The 16,448-nt window shown below is 72.3% G+C and carries 16 protein-coding genes; 14 read left to right on the top strand and 2 right to left on the bottom strand.

The window, feature by feature from the left end; translation table 11 throughout:
* The first annotated feature begins 3 nt into the window (after positions 1–3).
* From iolD to ACF3NS_RS03095, 6 genes are all read left to right on the top strand, one after another.
* Positions 4–1,938, top strand: coding sequence for a 3D-(3,5/4)-trihydroxycyclohexane-1,2-dione acylhydrolase (decyclizing) (gene iolD, locus ACF3NS_RS03120; protein WP_392467752.1), 1,935 nt, complete (start codon positions 4–6; stop codon positions 1,936–1,938).
* A gap of 9 nt (positions 1,939–1,947) precedes the next feature.
* Positions 1,948–2,682 (top strand): TSUP family transporter, encoded by a 735-nt coding sequence (locus ACF3NS_RS03115; RefSeq protein ID WP_392467750.1) that lies wholly within the window; start codon positions 1,948–1,950, stop codon positions 2,680–2,682.
* A 235-nt stretch (positions 2,683–2,917) separates the two neighbouring features.
* Complete coding sequence (locus tag ACF3NS_RS03110) at positions 2,918–3,331, top strand: YciI family protein (protein ID WP_288799184.1); 414 nt, start codon at positions 2,918–2,920, stop codon at positions 3,329–3,331.
* A 22-nt stretch (positions 3,332–3,353) separates the two neighbouring features.
* On the top strand, positions 3,354–4,514 hold the full coding sequence (locus ACF3NS_RS03105; protein ID WP_392467748.1) for an RNA polymerase sigma factor: 1,161 nt from the start codon (positions 3,354–3,356) through the stop codon (positions 4,512–4,514).
* 7 nt (positions 4,515–4,521) lie between these two features.
* The gene (locus tag ACF3NS_RS03100) at positions 4,522–4,812 is read left to right on the top strand and encodes an SDR family NAD(P)-dependent oxidoreductase (protein ID WP_392467746.1); all 291 of its coding nucleotides are present in this window, start codon (positions 4,522–4,524) and stop codon (positions 4,810–4,812) included.
* A 46-nt stretch (positions 4,813–4,858) separates the two neighbouring features.
* Positions 4,859–5,671 carry a LacI family DNA-binding transcriptional regulator gene (locus ACF3NS_RS03095; RefSeq protein WP_392467744.1) on the top strand — a complete coding sequence of 271 codons (813 nt, stop codon included), beginning with the start codon at positions 4,859–4,861 and terminating at the stop codon, positions 5,669–5,671.
* 93 nt (positions 5,672–5,764) lie between these two features.
* On the opposite strand, the gene ACF3NS_RS03090 is transcribed toward ACF3NS_RS03095, so the two are convergent.
* Both ACF3NS_RS03090 and ACF3NS_RS03085 read right to left on the bottom strand, forming a co-directional pair.
* The gene (locus ACF3NS_RS03090; RefSeq protein ID WP_288798533.1) at positions 5,765–7,102 is read right to left on the bottom strand and encodes a 6-phospho-beta-glucosidase; all 1,338 of its coding nucleotides are present in this window, start codon (positions 7,100–7,102) and stop codon (positions 5,765–5,767) included.
* The gene (locus ACF3NS_RS03085; RefSeq protein ID WP_392467742.1) at positions 7,099–7,863 is read right to left on the bottom strand and encodes a DeoR/GlpR family DNA-binding transcription regulator; all 765 of its coding nucleotides are present in this window, start codon (positions 7,861–7,863) and stop codon (positions 7,099–7,101) included. The genes ACF3NS_RS03090 and ACF3NS_RS03085 overlap by 4 nt, the downstream gene beginning before the upstream one ends.
* A gap of 178 nt (positions 7,864–8,041) precedes the next feature.
* Here ACF3NS_RS03085 and ACF3NS_RS03080 point away from each other — a divergent pair, with 178 nt between their 5' ends.
* From ACF3NS_RS03080 to ACF3NS_RS03045, 8 genes are all read left to right on the top strand, one after another.
* Positions 8,042–9,187 (top strand): carbohydrate kinase family protein, encoded by a 1,146-nt coding sequence (locus ACF3NS_RS03080; protein WP_392467741.1) that lies wholly within the window; start codon positions 8,042–8,044, stop codon positions 9,185–9,187.
* A complete protein-coding gene (locus ACF3NS_RS03075; protein ID WP_288798537.1) occupies positions 9,184–10,548 on the top strand; it encodes an extracellular solute-binding protein in 1,365 nt (454 codons plus the stop codon). Before ACF3NS_RS03080 ends, ACF3NS_RS03075 begins: the two co-directional genes overlap by 4 nt.
* A 1-nt stretch (position 10,549) precedes the next feature.
* Positions 10,550–11,467 carry a carbohydrate ABC transporter permease gene (locus tag ACF3NS_RS03070; protein ID WP_288798538.1) on the top strand — a complete coding sequence of 306 codons (918 nt, stop codon included), beginning with the start codon at positions 10,550–10,552 and terminating at the stop codon, positions 11,465–11,467.
* Positions 11,464–12,264 (top strand): carbohydrate ABC transporter permease, encoded by an 801-nt coding sequence (locus ACF3NS_RS03065; RefSeq protein WP_392467738.1) that lies wholly within the window; start codon positions 11,464–11,466, stop codon positions 12,262–12,264. The genes ACF3NS_RS03070 and ACF3NS_RS03065 overlap by 4 nt, the downstream gene beginning before the upstream one ends.
* Before the next feature lie 30 nt (positions 12,265–12,294).
* Positions 12,295–15,123: a sugar-binding protein gene (locus tag ACF3NS_RS03060; RefSeq protein ID WP_392467736.1), complete on the top strand. Its 2,829-nt coding sequence runs from the start codon at positions 12,295–12,297 to the stop codon at positions 15,121–15,123.
* 182 nt (positions 15,124–15,305) lie between these two features.
* Positions 15,306–15,575 carry a hypothetical protein gene (locus ACF3NS_RS03055; protein WP_288798542.1) on the top strand — a complete coding sequence of 90 codons (270 nt, stop codon included), beginning with the start codon at positions 15,306–15,308 and terminating at the stop codon, positions 15,573–15,575.
* A 50-nt stretch (positions 15,576–15,625) separates the two neighbouring features.
* Positions 15,626–16,126 (top strand): MucR family transcriptional regulator, encoded by a 501-nt coding sequence (locus tag ACF3NS_RS03050; protein ID WP_084412836.1) that lies wholly within the window; start codon positions 15,626–15,628, stop codon positions 16,124–16,126.
* 138 nt (positions 16,127–16,264) lie between these two features.
* Entirely contained in the window at positions 16,265–16,423 is a 159-nt protein-coding gene (locus tag ACF3NS_RS03045; RefSeq protein ID WP_288798544.1) for a hypothetical protein, read from the top strand.
* The last annotated feature ends 25 nt before the right edge of the window (positions 16,424–16,448 follow it).

Raw genomic sequence — 16,448 nt, 5'->3', positions numbered from 1 at the left:
ACGATGACCTCGACCTACCCGTATGCCGGAGCACCCACCGTGCGGCTGACCGTCGCCCAGGCGGTCGTGCGCTTCCTGGCCAACCAGTGGTCCGAGCGGGACGGCCACGAGCAGCGTTTGATCCCAGGCTGCTTCGGCATCTTCGGGCACGGCAACGTCGCGGGCGTCGGGCAGGCCCTGCTGCAGGACCAGGTCGCCCTGGAGGGCGGCGACGACGCCGAGCACCTGCCCTACTACCTGGCCCGCAACGAGCAGGGCGCGGTCCACGCGGCGTCGGCCTACGCCAAGACCAAGGACCGGCTGCAGACGCTCGCGGTCACGACCTCCATCGGGCCCGGCGCGACCAACATGGTCACCGGCGCAGCCCTGGCCACCACCAACCGCCTCCCCGTGCTCCTCCTGCCGTCCGACCAGTTCGCGACCCGCTACCCCGACCCGGTGCTGCAGCAGCTGGAGGACCCGCGCAGCCTGGACGTGTCGGTCAACGACGCGTTCAAGGCGGTCAGCCGATTCTGGGACCGCATCAACCGGCCCGAGCAGCTCATCCCGAGCCTGCTGGCGGCCATGCGCGTGCTCACCGACCCCGCCGAGACCGGCGCCGTCACGATCTGCCTGCCGCAGGACGTCCAGGCCGAGGCCTACGACTGGCCGGCCGAGCTCTTTGGCAAGCGGGTGTGGCACGTCGCGCGGCCCGTCCCCGAGCCCGCCGCCCTGCAGCGCGCCGTCGAGGCGATCCGCGCCGCCGAACGACCGCTGCTCGTGGCCGGCGGGGGCGCGATCTACAGCGGGGCGAGCGAGGCACTGCGTGAGTTCGCCACGGCCACGGGCATCCCCGTCGCCGACACCCAGGCCGGCAAGGGCGCGATCAGCTGGGAGCACCCGCTGTCCGTCGGCGGGGTTGGTTCCACGGGAAACAGTGCCGCCAACACCCTCGCCCGCGAGGCCGACCTCGTCATCGGGGTGGGGACCCGCTACAGCGACTTCACGACGGCGTCGCACACCGTGTTCGCCTCTCCCGACGTGCGATTCGTCAACGTCAACGTGCTCGCCTTCGACGCCGCCAAGCACGCGGCGACGATGGTGGTGGCGGACGCGCGCGAGGCGCTGACCGCGCTCCAGGGCGCGCTCGACGGCTGGACCACCGATCCGGCATACCAGCAGCGCGCCGCGGACCTGTGGGCCGAGTGGGACCAGGTCATCGACGAGTGCTACCACCGCGACAACCAGCCGCTCCCCGCGCAGACCGAGGTCTTCGGTGCGCTCAACGAGCTCATGGGCGACCACGACGTCGTGATCAACGCGGCCGGCTCGATGCCCGGTGACCTGCAGGCGCTCTGGCGCGCGCGGACCCCCGAGCAGTACCACCTGGAGTACGCCTACTCCTGCATGGGCTACGAGATCCCCGCGGCGATGGGCGTCCGGCTTGCGCTCGACAGCGACGGCCACGAGGACCGGCAGGTCGTGGCGATCGTCGGCGACGGCACCTACCAGATGATGCCGATGGAGCTCGCGACCATCGTGTCCGAGGGCCTCAAGGTCATCGTCGTGCTCCTGCAGAACCACGGCTTCGCGTCGATCGGTGCGCTCTCGGAGTCGCGCGGGTCGCAGCGCTTCGGCACGAAGTACCGCATGCGCAACCGCGCGTCCGGTCGTCTCGACGGTGAGAAGGTGCCCTTCGACCTGGCCGCGAACGCCGCCTCCTGGGGTGCGGACGTGCTGCGCTGCAACGGGATCGAGGAGTTCCGCGCCAACTACGTCAAGGCCGCCGAGGCGGACGGGCCGGTCGTGCTCTACATCGAGACCGACCTCTACGGCCCCAACCCTCCTGGCAGCGCCTGGTGGGACGTGCCGGTCTCGGAGGTGTCCGAGCTGGAGTCCACGCAGCAGGCCTACGCCGAGTACGCCGAGGAGAAGAAGGCCCAGCGCCACCACCTCTGAGGAGGCCGTATGCCGGAGATCAGCCTCCTCGCGTGGTCGCTGCTGGTGACCGGCGCCCTCGTCGTCGGCTTCTCCAAGACGGCGATCGGCGGCGCCGCGATGGTGGCGGTCGGGCTCTTCGCCCTCGCGCTGCCGGCCAAGGAGTCGACTGGGACGCTCCTGCTCCTCCTGCTGGTCGGCGACCTGGTGGCCACGCGGGCGTACCGGCACACGGTCGATCGGGGCCTGCTGGTGCGGCTCGTGCTGCCGGTGCTGCTCGGCGTGGGACTGGGCGTGGGCTTCCTGGCGGTCGTCGACGACCTCGTGCTGCGGCGCGTGATCGGCGCGATCTTGCTGGTGCTGCTGGGGATCCAGCTGTGGAGCGCGCGACGCCCGGTGTCGCGCCAGGGTTCTCGCGCTGTCGGGCGGGCGTACGCCGCGCTCGCCGGCTTCACGACCATGGTGGCCAACGCCGGAGGTCCCGCCATGAATCTCTATCTCCTGCGCGAGAACTACGAGAAATGGACCTTCCTCGGCACGACGGCGTGGTTCTTCTTGGCGGTCAACCTCGTGAAGCTGCCGTTCATGGTGGGGCTGGGACTCGTGACGGGTCGCGGCTTGGCGTTGCTGCCGCTGCTGGCGCCGGTCGTGCTGGTGGGTGCGTGGCTCGGACGTCGCGTCGTGGCGCGACTCGACCAGGCGTGGTTCGCGCGGATCGTGACGGCGTTCGTGGCGGTAAGCGCCGTGCAGCTGGTCCTTCTCTGACGCGCGTTCCCCGCCGTGCTGCGCCGAGGGGTCGCAGAGTCACGCGACACGCCGGGCTCCGCGTCATTCGCGACCTCTCGTCCACGCAGGCGCACCGCGCGTGGGTCGGCCGGCGCTGGGGTGGGCGCGGACGGCATACGGCAGGATCGGCGAGCCGATGTCGAGAACGCTCGCGCGGCTCCGTCCCTGGGGTGAGTGCGGCCACAATGGCGGCACCGGCGACAAGGAGAGAGCCATGGCCAAGTACCTGCTGCTGAAGCACTACCGGAGCACCAAGCCCGACGACGCGGAGCACGACGTGCCGATGGACCGCTGGACGCCGGAGGAGGTCGACGCGCACATGCAGTACATGAACGACTTCGCCGACCGGCTGCGCGGCTCGGGCGAGTTCGTCGACAGCCAGGCGCTCGCGCCGGACGGGCTGTGGGTGCGCCACGACGGGGCGGGCAGGCCGCCGGTGACGGACGGGCCGTTCGCCGAGACCAAGGACCTGATCGCCGGGTGGATGATCATCGACGTCGACTCGCAGGACCGCGCGATCGAGCTGGCGGGCGAGCTGTCGGCGGCGCCGGGCGAGGGTGGGACGCCATACCGCGAGTGGCTCGAGGTGCGTCCGCTGCTGCAGTCGGCGCCGACCGTCACCGAGTGAGCGGGTCGAGACGGGTCGGCCCATGGACGACGCCCACCTGCGGGAGCTGATCCCCGTGGTCATCGGGGTCCTCGTCCGGCGCGGAGCAGACTTCGCGTCGGCCGAGGACGCCGTGCAGGAGGCGCTGGTCAAGGCCCTGGAGGTCTGGCCGGCGGACCTGCCGCGCGACCCGCGGGCCTGGCTCGTGACGGTGGCGTGGCGCAAGCACGTCGACGCCGTGCGGTCCGAGCTGGCCCGCCAGGCCCGGGAGGAGCTCGTCCACGAGGAGCCTCCGCCGGGCTCGGTCACGTCGGTCGACGACACCTTGCACCTCTATGCGTTGTGCGCGCACCCGTCGCTCACCCCGGCGTCCGCGGTCGCCCTCACGCTGCGCGCGGTCGGGGGACTCACGACGCGGCAGATCAGCGAGGCCTATCTCGTGCCCGAGGCGACCATGGCGCAGCGCATCAGCCGCGCCAAGGCCCGCATCGCCACCGTCGACCTCGGTGCCGAGCCGCGTGACCTGGCGACGGTCCTGCGGGTGCTCTACCTGGTGTTCAACGAGGGCTACTCGGGGTCGGTGGACCTCGCGGCGGAGGCCATCCGGCTCACCCGGCAGCTCGTGGCCCTCACCGACGATCCCGAGGCGACCGGGCTGCTCGCCCTCATGCTCCTGCACCACGCGCGCCGCCCCGCCCGGTGGACCGCGGCCGGTGGTCTGGTGACGCTCGCCGAGCAGGATCGCGCGCTGTGGGACACCGCCCTGATCGCCGAGGGCGTCGAGCTCCTGCAGGGCGCACTCGCGCGAGATGAGTTGGGGGAGATGCAGGCTCAGGCCGCGATCGCCGCCCTCCACGCCGATGCGCGGAGCGCGGACGAGACCGACTGGGTGCAGGTCGTGGAGTGGTATGACGAGCTCGTGGCCCTCACCTCGTCGCCGGTGGCTCGCCTCAACCGGGCGGTCGCGGTGGGCGAGGCGGACGGCCCGGCAGCGGGGCTGGCTGCGCTGGCCGAGCTGGACGCGACCCTGCCGCGGCACACGGCGGCCCGGGCCTACCTGCAGGCGCGACTCGGCAACGACGCGGTCGCGGCGGACCTCTACGTGACGGCGGCGCGGGAGGCGACCAACGCGGCCGAGCGCGACCACCTGACCCGCGAGGCGGCGCGGCTGCAAGGCTGCGCCCGCCAGCACGATCACCCATGACGGAACGATGAATCGTCTGGCACTCGTGACAGGTTCGTCAGCAGGCATCGGCCTGGAGCTGGCGAAGGAGCTGGCCTCCCGGGGCCACGACATCATCGGTGTGGGGTCGAGCGCCAGGATCGAGGGGCTGCGCGACCAGCTGCCGTCCGTCACCGTCGTGCAGGTGCAGGCAGACCTCGGCACGGCCGCGGGAGTAGAGACGGTGTGGCAGCGGGTCGTGGAGCTCGGACGGCCGCTCGACGTCGCCGCCCTGAACGCCGGCAAGAGCCGCGGCGGATCGCCTTGGCTACCAGCCTGATCGGCGCGCCCGCGGGCTGCGGGAGCGACGCAGCCGGGTGGTCGGGGTGACCTTCGGCCTGCACCAGACCTTCCACGCGGCCCTGGTCGAGTGCCTGTATGCCGCCGCAGCCGGCCAGGGCCTCAACCTCGTCCTCAGCGCGACGACGCCCGGTCGTGACGTCGCCGCCGCGGTCGACAGCCTCCGCCACGAGCGGTGCGACGCGGTGCTCCTGGTCAGCCCCGACGTCGACGCGCGCACGTTGGCCGAGCTCGGCTCCCGGCAGCCGACCGTGGTGGTCGGCTCCGACCTGACCGCACCGGGTGTCGACACGGTCCGGGCGGACGACGACGCCGGTATGGCGCTGCTCGTGGGTCACCTCCACGAGCGGGGCCACCGCACCATCAGCTTCGTGGATGGCGGGGACGCCGCGATGAGCGCCACGCGCCGCGAGGGCTACCGCCGGGCGATGCGGGCCCACGGCCTCGAGCGCGAGATCGACGTGCTGCCAGGCGATCCCAGCGAAGACGCGGGCGTGCGCGCGGCGGCCGCCCTGCTGCGACGCCAGTCACCCCCGTCGGCCGTGCTCGCCCACAACGACATGATCGCGACCGGCCTGCTGCTGGCGCTGCGGTCGGCCGGGGTCGCCGTGCCGGAGGGGCTGGCGGTGGCGGGCTACGACGACACACGGTTGGGCGCGCTGTCGAGCATCGCCCTCACGACCGTCTCTCAGGACCCTGCCCGCCTCGCGGAGGAGGCCCTGCTCCTGGCGGTGGTCCGCGCCGGCGGCTCCGGTGTGAGCGGCTCTGGTGTGAGCGATGCGGCCGGCGAGGCTGCAGTGGTCGTGCCGCCGCGGATCGTCATACGCAGCACGACCTGAGCGTCCCCCTCCGCCACCGCGCGAGTGGGGACGTTCGTGCCCGGGATCCGAGCACGAACGTCCCCGTTGCGCCGCGGGGCGCGGGCGCGCAGGTCAGCGAAAGACGGCGTCCAAGGACGGGATCCGCTCGCGATAACCAGCCAGCAGCAGCCGCGCGGTCACGACCGAGTCGACCAGCGGGTGCAGCGCAAAGGCCTGCAGCGCCAGCGCCTCCGACCCCTCCTGGGCCGCGCGGATCGTCAGCGACTCCACCGCCTTGACCTGCTGCACGAGCCCCAGCGGGTGCCCGGTCAGCGGCACGGCCGACAGCGGCTGCGGCCCCGTGGCGTCCACCACGCACGGGACCTCGACCACGGCGTCGGCGGGCAGGCCGGGCAGGGTGGTCCCGTTGCGCACGTTGAGCAGCATGGCTGCGCGTTCGTTGCGGGCGATCGCCGCCATCAGCGCGAGCGCCACGCCCTCGTAGCCGCCGCCCGCCACGTCCGCGGCGTCGCGCTCCTCGCCCTCCGAGCGCGCCTCGGCCATGTAGGTCTCGTCCCGCTCGCGCCGGGTCCGCACCCACAGCTCGTGCGCCCGCTCCGGCGAGTCCCCCACGGCACGATAGAAGTCCGCCTGGGAGCGCAGGAGATACTCGCCGCGCGTCTCGGCGGACCCGCGGATCCCGGCGACGGCCTCGCGGGTGAAGTAGTAGTAGTAGAGGTACTCGTTGGGGATGGCGCCGATGGTCTGCAGCCACTCGGGGCCGAAGAGCCGCCCCTCCTCGGTGGTCAGCAGCAGGTCCGGCCGGTCGAGCAGCGTGGGCAGGACGTCGACACCGTCATGCACGAGGGTCTGCAGCCAGCCGCAGTGGTTGAGCCCGGAGTAGCCGAACCGCGTCGCGTCGCCGGGCAGCCCGAGCGCGTGCGCAGCGCGGCGCCCGAGCCCGAGCGGTGAGTCGCAGATGCCCATCACGCGGTCGCCGAGGACGGTCTGCATCGCCTGCGTGATCATCCCCGCGGGGTTGGTGAAGTTGATGAACCACGCGTCCGGCGCCAGTCGCTTTACGCGCGAGGCGATGTCGAGCGCCACCGGGAGGGTGCGGAGCCCATAGGCCAGGCCGCCCGGCCCGGTCGTCTCCTGACCGAGCACGCCGAGGTCCAGCGCCACCCGCTCGTCGCAGGTGCGCCCCTCGAGCCCGCCGACCCGGATCGCGGAGAACACGAAGTCCGTCCCCTCCAGGGCCTCGTCCAGCGAGGTGGTGGCCGTGACCGTCGGGGCGTCCTCCCGGCCCGCCGCCATCTGCCGCAGCACCCGCTCGATCACCCCCAGGCGGCCGGCGTCGACGTCGTGCAGCACCAGCTCGTCGACGCGGCGGTCGTGCCGGTCGCCGAGGAGCGCGCCGTACACGAGGGGGACGCGAAATCCCCCACCGCCCAGGATGGTCAGTCTCATGCCGTGATCACCTCCGTGCCGCGCTCCGCAAGGGCGGCGAGCACCTGCGGGTCGGCCCTGTCGTCCGTCACCAGGGTGTGTATGCCGTCCGCCCCGCACACGCGCAGGGTGCCGTGGCCGGGCAGCTTGCTGTGGTCCGCGAGCAGCACCACGCGGTCGGCGCTGCGCATCATGGCCCGCTTGACGGGGACCTCGACGAGGGTGGTGTCGAGGACGTCGCCGTCGGTCGTGATCCCGCTCGTGCCGAGAAAGGCCGTGGCGGCGCGGACCTGGTGCAGCGCGTCCTCGGTCAGGACGCCGACCAGCGAGTGATAGGCGCGGCGCACGGTGCCGCCGAGCAGCACCAGCTCCACGGTGCGGTCGTGCCGCAGCTCGTCGAGGACCGCCAGCGAGCTCGTGAGGACCGTGATGCGCCGGCCGCGCAGCTCGCGCGCCAGCAGCATCGTGGTGGTGCCGATGTCGAGGAGCACGACGTCGCCGTCGGACACCAGCCGGGCCGCGCGACGGGCGATGGCGTGCTTGTGGCGCAGCTCGTGGGTCGCCACCCGCTCGAAGGGGACCGGCTCGTCATGCGCCAGGTCGTCGGGTGGCAGCCGGGCCCCGCCGTGCACGCGGACGAGCCGTCCGGCCCGCTCCAGCTCGACCAGGTCGCGCCGGATGGTGGCCGCGCTGGCCCCCGCCCGCGACGCGAGGTCGGCCACGGTGGTCAGCCCGTGGGCGCGCAGGTGCTGCATCAGGGTGGCCTGGCGCAGCTGCTTCACGGGCACAGCCTAGCGCTCACGAACACGCAACAGCGAGCACGACCGCGCAATCGATGCGCACTTTTGCTTGCGCCCGCGGCCACCACGGACGATCATGTGTCCCATCGTCCGAATGGTCCTCGCAGCGACGCGAGGCACCCAGCCAGGCTGACAGCCAGGCAGACAGGCAGGCAGACACGTGACTGGCCAGACCGGCCCCTCCGGCACGTCCTTCGACCCGCTCGCGGGGTTGCGTCATCCCGGCGAGCCCGAGATCGACGTGATGCTGCACGGGATGGTCTTCCTCGACATCATCTTCAGCGGGCTGAACCGCATCCCCGAGGGCGGCGAGGAGATCTGGGCCGACGGCATGGGGTCCTGCCCGGGCGGGTCGGCCAACCTCGCCGTGGCCAGCGCCCGCCTGGGGCTGCGCACCGGCCTGGCAGCGGCGTTCGGCGACGACGCCTACGGCGACTTCCTGTGGAGCACGCTGCAGGACCAGGAGGGGGTGGACCTCGGCTGCTCCCGCCGTTTCGAGCACTGGCACACGCCGGTGACCGTCTCGGTGTCCCACGCCGGGGACCGGCGGATGATCACCCACGGGCACGACGCCCCCGTGTCGGCCAACGACCTCATCGGCACCCCGCCGCGCAGCCGGTCCGTGCTGTTCGACCTGCCGCCCGCCGACGCCCCGGACGAGCTGCAGTGGATCGACGCGGCGCGCGAGCAGGGGTCGCTGCTGTTCGCCGACGTGGGCTTCGACGGCACGGGCCGGTGGGACCAGCGCATCCTTGAGCCGCTCGACCGCTGCCACGCGTTCACGCCCAACGCGGTCGAGGCGATGGCCTACACCCGGACCGACACCGCCTACGACGCCCTCTACGCCCTGGCCGACCGGGTGCCGCTCGCCGTCGTCACCAACGGCGCCCACGGCGCGCTCGCCATCGACGGGTCCACCGGCGAGGAGGCCATGGTCCCGGCGCTGCGCGTCGAGTCGATCGACCCGACGGGGGCGGGCGACGTCTTCTGCGCCGCCCTGTCCCTCGGCACCCTCGCCGGCTGGCGCCTCGATGACCGCCTCGCCTTCGCCGCCCTGTGCTCGGCGCTCGCGGTCCAGCAGTTCGGCGGGTCCCTCGCCGCCCCCGGGTGGGGCGACATCGCGGACTGGTGGCACGCGCAGCGCCAGTCCCCGTCCCCGACGGCGCTGCACAAGGCGGTGCTGCGTCGATACTCGTTCCTGGACGACCTGGTCCCCGACGTCCCGCCGAGCGCGGTGCGCCGGGCGGCTGCCACCATTGCCCGACGGTCCGACGCGACCGCGGCCCTCTCTAAGGAGTCAGCATGAATCGCAAGGCATGTGCCGCGGTGGTCGCGGTCGCCGGGACGGCCCTCGCGGCCTGCGCACCGGGCTCGTCCGGCTCCGGGGGGAGCGCCGCGTCCTCCCAGAGCACCGAGCGCGCGGTCAAGACCGACGCCGCCCAGCTCGGCGACGTCACCCTGACGCTGTGGGACCAGGAGGTCCGCGGCGGCGGCAACGCCCAGCTCACCAAGAACATCGCGAGCTTCCAGGCGAAGTACCCCAACATCACGATCAAGCGGGTCTCGCGGTCCTTCGACGACCTGGTCAAGACGCTGCGCCTGGCCCTGACCGGCAACGACGCCCCCGACATCGTGCAGGCCAACAACACGCGCTCGCAGATGGGGCAGTTCGTCAAGGGCGGTCAGCTCGTGCCCCTCGACCCGTGGATGAAGGCCTACGGCTGGGACAAGCGCTACAGCCAGTCGCTGCGCTCGGTCGTGTCCTACTCCCCGGACGGCAAGACCTTCGGCTCGGGCAACCTCTACGGCCTGCCGCAGGTCGGCGAGGTCGTCGGCGTCTACGTCAACAAGGACAAGCTCGCCAAGGCCGGCCTGCAGCCGCCGACGGACTGGGCGTCCTTCGAGTCGTCCCTGGCCACGCTCAAGGGCAAGGGCGAGACCCCGCTGATGCTCGGCAACCTCGAGAAGTGGCCGGCCGTGCACGTCTTCGGCGTGCTGCAGGGGCAGTTCGCCAAGGCGGACGAGATCCGCAAGCTCGGCTTCGGCAACCCGGGGGCGTCATACACCTCCGACGGCAACAAGCAGGCCGCCGGCAAGCTCGTCGAGTGGGTGGACAAGGGCTACTTCAACCAGGGCTTCAACGGTCAGGACTACGACCCGGCCTGGCAGGCCTTCACCAAGGGTCAGGGGGCCTACCTGATCGCCGGGACGTGGCTGCAGGCCGACATCTCCAAGGCCATGGGCGACAAGGTCGAGTTCATGCTGCCCCCGCCCGCGCAGGCCGGCGGCAAGACCTACACGACCGGCGCCTCGGGTCAGCCCTTCGCGATCACCAGCAAGGCCAAGAACCCCGACGCGGCAGCGGCCTTCATCAACCACATCACCACCCCGGAGGCGATGAAGGTCATCGCCGAGACCGAGAACCTCCCCGTCGTGGACACGGCCGAGCAGAAGGCCCCGAACCCCCTGGGACAGCAGGTCTTCACGGCGTTCGCCACGACCACCAAGGACGACGCGCTGCTGCCCTACCTGGACTGGGCGACCCCGACGATGAGCGACACGATCGGGGCGGCGCTGCAGGACATGATGGCCAAGAAGGCCACGCCGGACCAGACGCTCGACAAGCTGCAGAAGGACTACGCGGACTTCACGGGTGGCCAGGGCTGACATGAGCGCGAGCACCCGCAGCCCGAGGCTCTCCCGGCGGTCCGGTGGTCCCCCGGGCGAGCCTCGGGCGATCGGGTGGGCGTATGCCGCTCCCGCCCTGCTCGTGTATGGCGCCTTCCTGCTCTACCCCCTGCTGCGATCGGTCCAGATCTCGCTCTACGACTGGGACGGGCTGACGGTCGGCACGTGGGTGGGGCTGGACAACTACGCCCGCGTGGTGCGGGACGAGGGGTTGCGGGCGGCCTTCGGCCACGCGCTGGTCCTCATCGTGTTCTTCGCCGTCATACCCCTGGTCGTCGGCCTGCTCCTGGCCGCGATCCTCAATCGGGCCAAGGTGCGGGGGCTGACCTTCTTCCGCACGGTCGTCTTCCTCCCGCAGGTCGTGGCGATGGTCGTGGTGGCGGTGGCCTGGCGGCGCATCTACGCCCCCGAGGGCACGCTCAACTCGGTGCTGTCAGCGGTCGGTCTCGGCGATCTGGGGCGGGCCTGGCTCGGCGACTACGCGCTGGCCCTGCCGGCCGTCGGCTTCATCGGCACGTGGTTCGAGACCGGGCTGGTCACGGTGCTGATGCTCGGGGGGATGGGCCAGATCGACAAGGCGCTCTACGAGGCGGCCCGCCTCGACGGCGCGGGGCCCGTGCGCGAGTTCTTCGCGATCACCCTGCCGGCCGTGCGCGGTGAGATCTCGGTGGCCCTGACCCTGACGGTGATCGCGGCCCTCAAGACCTTCGACCTCGTCTACGTCACGACGCGCGGCGGCCCCGGCAACCAGACCTCCGTGCCGTCCTACGAGGTCTACCACCGGGCCTTCGAGACCGGGCAGGTCGGGCTCGCGTGCGCGATCGGGGTGACCCTCACGGTGATCGTCTTCGCCATCTCCTTCCTGATCACCCGGGTCGTCGAGCGGGGGGAGCCATGAGGATCAGCCGCGGCGAGCAGCTCGCCAACTACGTCATCCTCGGGGTCTTCGCCCTCTTCGCGATCTACCCCATCCTCACCGTCGTCGTCGGCGCCTTCGGGCACGACGCGGGCTCGCCGGGCGGTGTCGCGAACTTCGGGGCCGCCTGGGAGCAGGGGCATTTCGCGAGCCTGATGCGCACCAGCGTGCTCGTCTCGGCGCTGGTGCTGGCGATCGCGACGCCGCTGTCGATCATGGCGGGATATGCCCTGGGCGCCATGCGCTTCCGCGGGCAGACGGTGCTGTTCTACGTCTTCCTGCTGGGCATCATGATGCCCGCCGAGGCGATCATCGTGCCGCTCTACTACGACCTGCGCTCGCTGGGGTTGACCAACACCATCTGGGCGATCGTGCTGCCGCAGGTGGCGCAGTCGGTCGCCTTCGGGACCTTCTGGTTGCGCACCTACTTCCGCTCCTCCAGCCGCTCGATCGTCGAGGCGGCCCGCCTGGACGGCGCGACCAGCTGGCAGACGCTGTGGCGCGTCCTCGTGCCGCTGGCCCGCCCCGCGATCACCACCCTGCTGGTCCTGACCTTCATGTGGACCTGGAACGAGTTCCTCATCCCCCTGGTCATGGCCAGCACCGACGAGCTGCGCACCGCACCGCTCGGGCTCGCGTTCTTCCAGGGGCAGTACACCCAGGGCTTCACCCTGCTCGCCGCCGGCGCCGTGCTCGTCGCGCTGCCGGTGGTCATCGTCTACCTCTTCCTGCAACGCCACTTCATCGCCGGGATGCTCGAGGGCGCCGTCCGCGAGTAGCCCGGCTCCAACCCCCAGAAGGAGCACGGCATGGCACCACATCCCGCGGGACGTCGACGAGGACGCGCCGCACTCACCACCCTGGCCGCCGTCACGGCAGCTCTCACGGCCGGCACCACGGCCATCGGCAGCGCGGTCGCCGCCCCCTCGGACGACCACGCCGGCGCCCGCTCCGACGCCCGCAACGGCAGCCTCCAGGCCTTCGCCCGCGGGCCCGGCCAGCAGGTCCGGGACACGTCCATCGGGACTCCGGTGGACCTCGGCCTGCTCTACATCGGAGCCCATCCCGACGACGAGGCGGGCACCTTGTCCACGCTTGGGCTCTGGCGCCAGCGGTATGGCGTGAAGAGCGGCGTGGTCACCGTCACGCGCGGGGAGGGCGGCGGCAACGCCGCCGGGCCCGAGGAGGGTCCGGCCCTCGGTCTGCTCCGCGAGGCGGAGGAGCGGCGGGCCGTGGGCAAGGCCGGCATCACCAACGTCTACAACCTCGACAAGGTCGACTTCTACTACACCGTCTCCGAGCCGCTGACCCGCAAGGTCTGGGGTCACGACGACACCCTTGCCCGCACCGTCCGCATCATCCGCCAGACCCGGCCCGAGGTGCTGATGACCATGGACCCAGCCCCGTCGCCGGGCAACCACGGCAACCATCAGGAGGCCGCGCGCCTCGCCGTCGAGGCCTACCGCGCCGCGGGCGACCCCGGCCGCTTCCCCGAGCAGATCACCACGGAGGGGCTCAAGCCGTGGGCGCCTTCGCGGCTGCTGACCCGGTCCTTCGCCGGCACCTCGTCCACCGGCCCGACCTGCGGCTCCACGCTGGTGCCGCGGGACGCGACGCGTGACGTCTACGGCGTGTGGGGCGGCGAGCGCGCCCCCGACGGGCGCACCTGGGCCGCCGTGGAGCGTGAGGCCCAGCGGCAGTACGTCACCCAGGGCTGGGCCGGCTTCCCCGACGTGCCGACCGACCCGACCAAGATCGGCTGCGACACGATGACGCAGATCGAGTCGCGGGTGCCGATCCCCGAGCCCGGCTCCGCCGCCGCGACGGTCGCTGACGGCGCCATCGCCGGGGCGCTCACCCGCCCCGCCGGTGCCCTGCCGCTCGGCACCGGCGCCGTCCTCACCACCGACCAGGCCGACATCCAGCCCGGCGGCCGGGTCACCGGCACGCTCACGGTGACCGCCCCCGCCGCGCAGGCCCTCACCGGACTGCAGGCTCAGCCGATCCTCCCCGACGGGTGGACCGTGCAGGCCGGCACCCTCCCGACCCGCCTCGCGGCGGGCCGCACCGCTCAGGTGCGCTTCACCCTGACCGCGCCGAGCGGTGCGGCCACGGGCGCGCGCTCGCGCCTCGCGGTGCGCCTCACGTCGGCCCACGGAAGCGGCTATGTCGACCGGTCGATCCTCGTCGCCCCGGCCGTCACCGCCCACCAGCAGTGGCTGCCGCAGGTGGAGCAGTTCGAGGCCTGGACCCGCGACGCGCAGGTGCCCCAGCTGAGCGGCACCGTCGCCCCTGTGCTCACCGTGGCCAGCGGCGGGCGGCGCGACATACCGGTCGTGGTCACCAACTCCTCCAGCAGCACCCAGTCCGGCCAGGTGACCCTCAAGCCCCCGGCAGGCTTCTCCGTCGCCCCGGCCGGCCGGGCCTACGGGCCGCTCGCACCCGGGGCCAGCGCCACGGTGACCTTCACCGTGACCAACACCGACGCGACACTCAAGACGGGCGCGCCCGGAGGCGACTACGCCTACACCCTCGAGACGACCAGCTCGACGGGCACGGCCAGCACCCCGCAGGCGCTCGAGCTCGTCCCGCAGACCGTCGCGGCCAAGGCCAGGCCCACCCTCGACGGCGTCGTCACGCCGGGTGAGTACGGCGGACCGGCCCTGGACATCTCGCGCGTGTGGGAGGGCGCGGCCTGCGACTCGGCCGCCGACTGCTCCGGCCAGGCGTGGGTCAGCTGGGACGATGACACGCTCTACGTCGCCGCCACCGTCGTCGACGACACCAAGGGCACGGCGCTCGCCACCAACGACTGCAAGCGGCACTGGCGCACCGACTCCCTGGAGATCGCGATCGACCCGCGCGGCACCTCGGAGAACACGTCGACGACCTTCAAGGCCGCGATCCTGCCGTTCACCGCGGAAGGACCGGCGTGCGCGCTGCGTGACGCCGACAACCACCAGGGGCCGGCCGCGCAGACGGCGCCCGGCATGCGGTGGGCGGTCAAGCCCAGCGGTGTCGGTGGCGGCTACACCGCCGAGGTGGCGATCCCGATGAGCGAGCTCCCGGCGGCCGTGGACCCGGCTCACCTGGGACTCAACATCCTTCCCTACGACTCCGACACGCAGGACAAGACCGGGCAGACCCGCATCGGCTGGTCCGTGTGGGGCGGCGTGCAGGGTGACCCCTACCGCTGGGGTCAGGTGCGGCTCGACGGCTACACCCCTCCGGCCGGTCGCTCGACCACGCCCGCCGAGCCGGTGATCCCGCTCGAGGCGCTGTCCTCGCTCGACTCGCCGCAGTCCGTGGCCCAGTCCGTCGTCGACAACGTCGCCCTCGCGGGTGGTCCGTCGGCGACCCTGCGCACCGGTGGCTGGATCGAGTCGGTGCGACCGGCGTATGGCGAGGCCGTGGTCACCGTGCGTGCGGCGCGCGCCGGCGTGGCCCACGTCTCGCTGATGGACGCCTCTGGCGTGCTCGGCCGCCGGACCGTCGAGGTGCCCGGTCGCGGGACGCTCGCGGTGCGGGTGCCGGTCACGCGCCCGGCTGTCGGCACGCCGACCGCGCTCGTGGGCTGGGACGGCCCGGGTGAGACCACCCTGTCGTCGTCCGTGACGCCCTCTCGGTCCGGCCGGTAGTCGTTTGTGGTGCAGGGGCACCCACCGATCGGTGGGTGCTCCTGCGCTACGACCAGCAGGGTCTGGACGCTACAACGAGCAGGCAAGTAGGCATGCGTCCGGTTCGCGTCGGAGGTGGATGGCATCGACTATTGCGCCGTAGCCCCCGCACAGTGTGGCGATGGATTGGCGGGGACACACCCGTGCCCGGCAGCGTTGCTGCCGAGGTCGAAACCTTGGAGGACTACACCGCCCGTGCCGTCGGCCGGGTCGTCGACGAGCTGCGCAGCGCTCGTGACCCGGGGCTGGCCATCTACGACGAGGCCGACCCCGAGTGGAGCGACCTGGTCGAGTCGCTGCAGTTCGAGCGGCCCGTGCCGGCCCGCTGGTGGCGGAGGGTGGTGGCGCGGGCGGTGCACGAGGTGCCGGGCGTGCAGATCCGCTCCGTGCGCGACGTGCGGATTGATGGGTGATCACGCAGGTGCCAAACGCATCGGCAGGCAGCGCCCGGTCGTGGTGCCGGATGACTTGTGGGCCGCGATCGCCGCCATCGGCACCCGTGACGGCGTCTCTGGGAGCGTCGTCGTCCGGAACGCGTTGCGGCACTATGTGGAGCTCCCGGCCGAGCAGACCCGGCAGATCACCGATGGGCGGCACGCCACCTCGTGCACGGTGCCCGGGTGCGAGGGAACGCACGCCGCTGGCGGGCCTGTGCCGGCTGCACTACTCGCGCAAGCGCCGCGGTCGCGGCCTGACGGATGATCAACCGGCCCCCGGGTCGCCGTCTGGCCACGGCCGATACGGTCTCCTGGACGATGATGGCGACGCCGCCCTGTGCCTCGAGTGCGGTCTGCGGCGCGCTGCGCTCGGCTACCACGTGCAGGTCGCGCACCAGTTGACCGCGCGGGAGTACAAGCTCCGTCACGGGCTGCCTCTCGGCGCCGGTTTGACGTCGGCCGGCGTGCGCGAAGCGATGTCCGTGAGCGCGCGGGAGAGGGTTGGTACGCCAGGGTGGCGGCTATAGGCGGCCCGAGACCGTCAGGCGGCTAGCGCCGTCCGTGACGAGGAATCTCTGCGTTCACCCGCGACGCTGCGCCGGCCCGTCGGGCGCCGGGCGCGCGTGTAGTGCGACGCGTGTCTGTCGGAGGCTGGCCGCAAGGCTATGGAGCAGCATCACGTCGAGGCGGCCGCCGCCAGAGCCGGTCGAGACGCGCAGATCCTGGAGCTGTGGGAGCAGGGCCAGACGAAAGCGGAGATGGGGCGAACCGTCGGGATGACCGCTCAAGGCGTCGGATACGTGCTGCGCCGCCTGGGGCAGTGAAGGGGCCGTCCACGGACGGCGGTAG

It is taken from the genome of Arsenicicoccus cauae (genome assembly GCF_043162025.1).
Lineage (GTDB): Bacteria > Actinomycetota > Actinomycetes > Actinomycetales > Dermatophilaceae > Arsenicicoccus > Arsenicicoccus cauae.
The sequence above is the reverse complement of the archived record's forward strand: the minus strand, read 5'-3'. Positions and strand labels throughout refer to the sequence as shown.

What these genes read in the sequence shown, in the direction of transcription:
- iolD (WP_392467752.1), top strand. Translation starts at nt 4, where the DNA reads ATGACCTCGACCTACCCGTATGCCGGAGCACCCACCGTGCGGCTGACC.
- ACF3NS_RS03115 (WP_392467750.1), top strand. Translation starts at nt 1,948, where the DNA reads ATGCCGGAGATCAGCCTCCTCGCGTGGTCGCTGCTGGTGACCGGCGCC.
- ACF3NS_RS03110 (WP_288799184.1), top strand. Translation starts at nt 2,918, where the DNA reads ATGGCCAAGTACCTGCTGCTGAAGCACTACCGGAGCACCAAGCCCGAC.
- ACF3NS_RS03105 (WP_392467748.1), top strand. Translation starts at nt 3,354, where the DNA reads ATGGACGACGCCCACCTGCGGGAGCTGATCCCCGTGGTCATCGGGGTC.
- ACF3NS_RS03100 (WP_392467746.1), top strand. Translation starts at nt 4,522, where the DNA reads ATGAATCGTCTGGCACTCGTGACAGGTTCGTCAGCAGGCATCGGCCTG.
- ACF3NS_RS03090 (WP_288798533.1), bottom strand. Translation starts at nt 7,102, where the DNA reads ATGAGACTGACCATCCTGGGCGGTGGGGGATTTCGCGTCCCCCTCGTG.
- ACF3NS_RS03075 (WP_288798537.1), top strand. Translation starts at nt 9,184, where the DNA reads ATGAATCGCAAGGCATGTGCCGCGGTGGTCGCGGTCGCCGGGACGGCC.
- ACF3NS_RS03070 (WP_288798538.1), top strand. Translation starts at nt 10,550, where the DNA reads ATGAGCGCGAGCACCCGCAGCCCGAGGCTCTCCCGGCGGTCCGGTGGT.
- ACF3NS_RS03065 (WP_392467738.1), top strand. Translation starts at nt 11,464, where the DNA reads ATGAGGATCAGCCGCGGCGAGCAGCTCGCCAACTACGTCATCCTCGGG.
- ACF3NS_RS03060 (WP_392467736.1), top strand. Translation starts at nt 12,295, where the DNA reads ATGGCACCACATCCCGCGGGACGTCGACGAGGACGCGCCGCACTCACC.
- ACF3NS_RS03050 (WP_084412836.1), top strand. Translation starts at nt 15,626, where the DNA reads ATGACTTGTGGGCCGCGATCGCCGCCATCGGCACCCGTGACGGCGTCT.
- ACF3NS_RS03045 (WP_288798544.1), top strand. Translation starts at nt 16,265, where the DNA reads ATGGAGCAGCATCACGTCGAGGCGGCCGCCGCCAGAGCCGGTCGAGAC.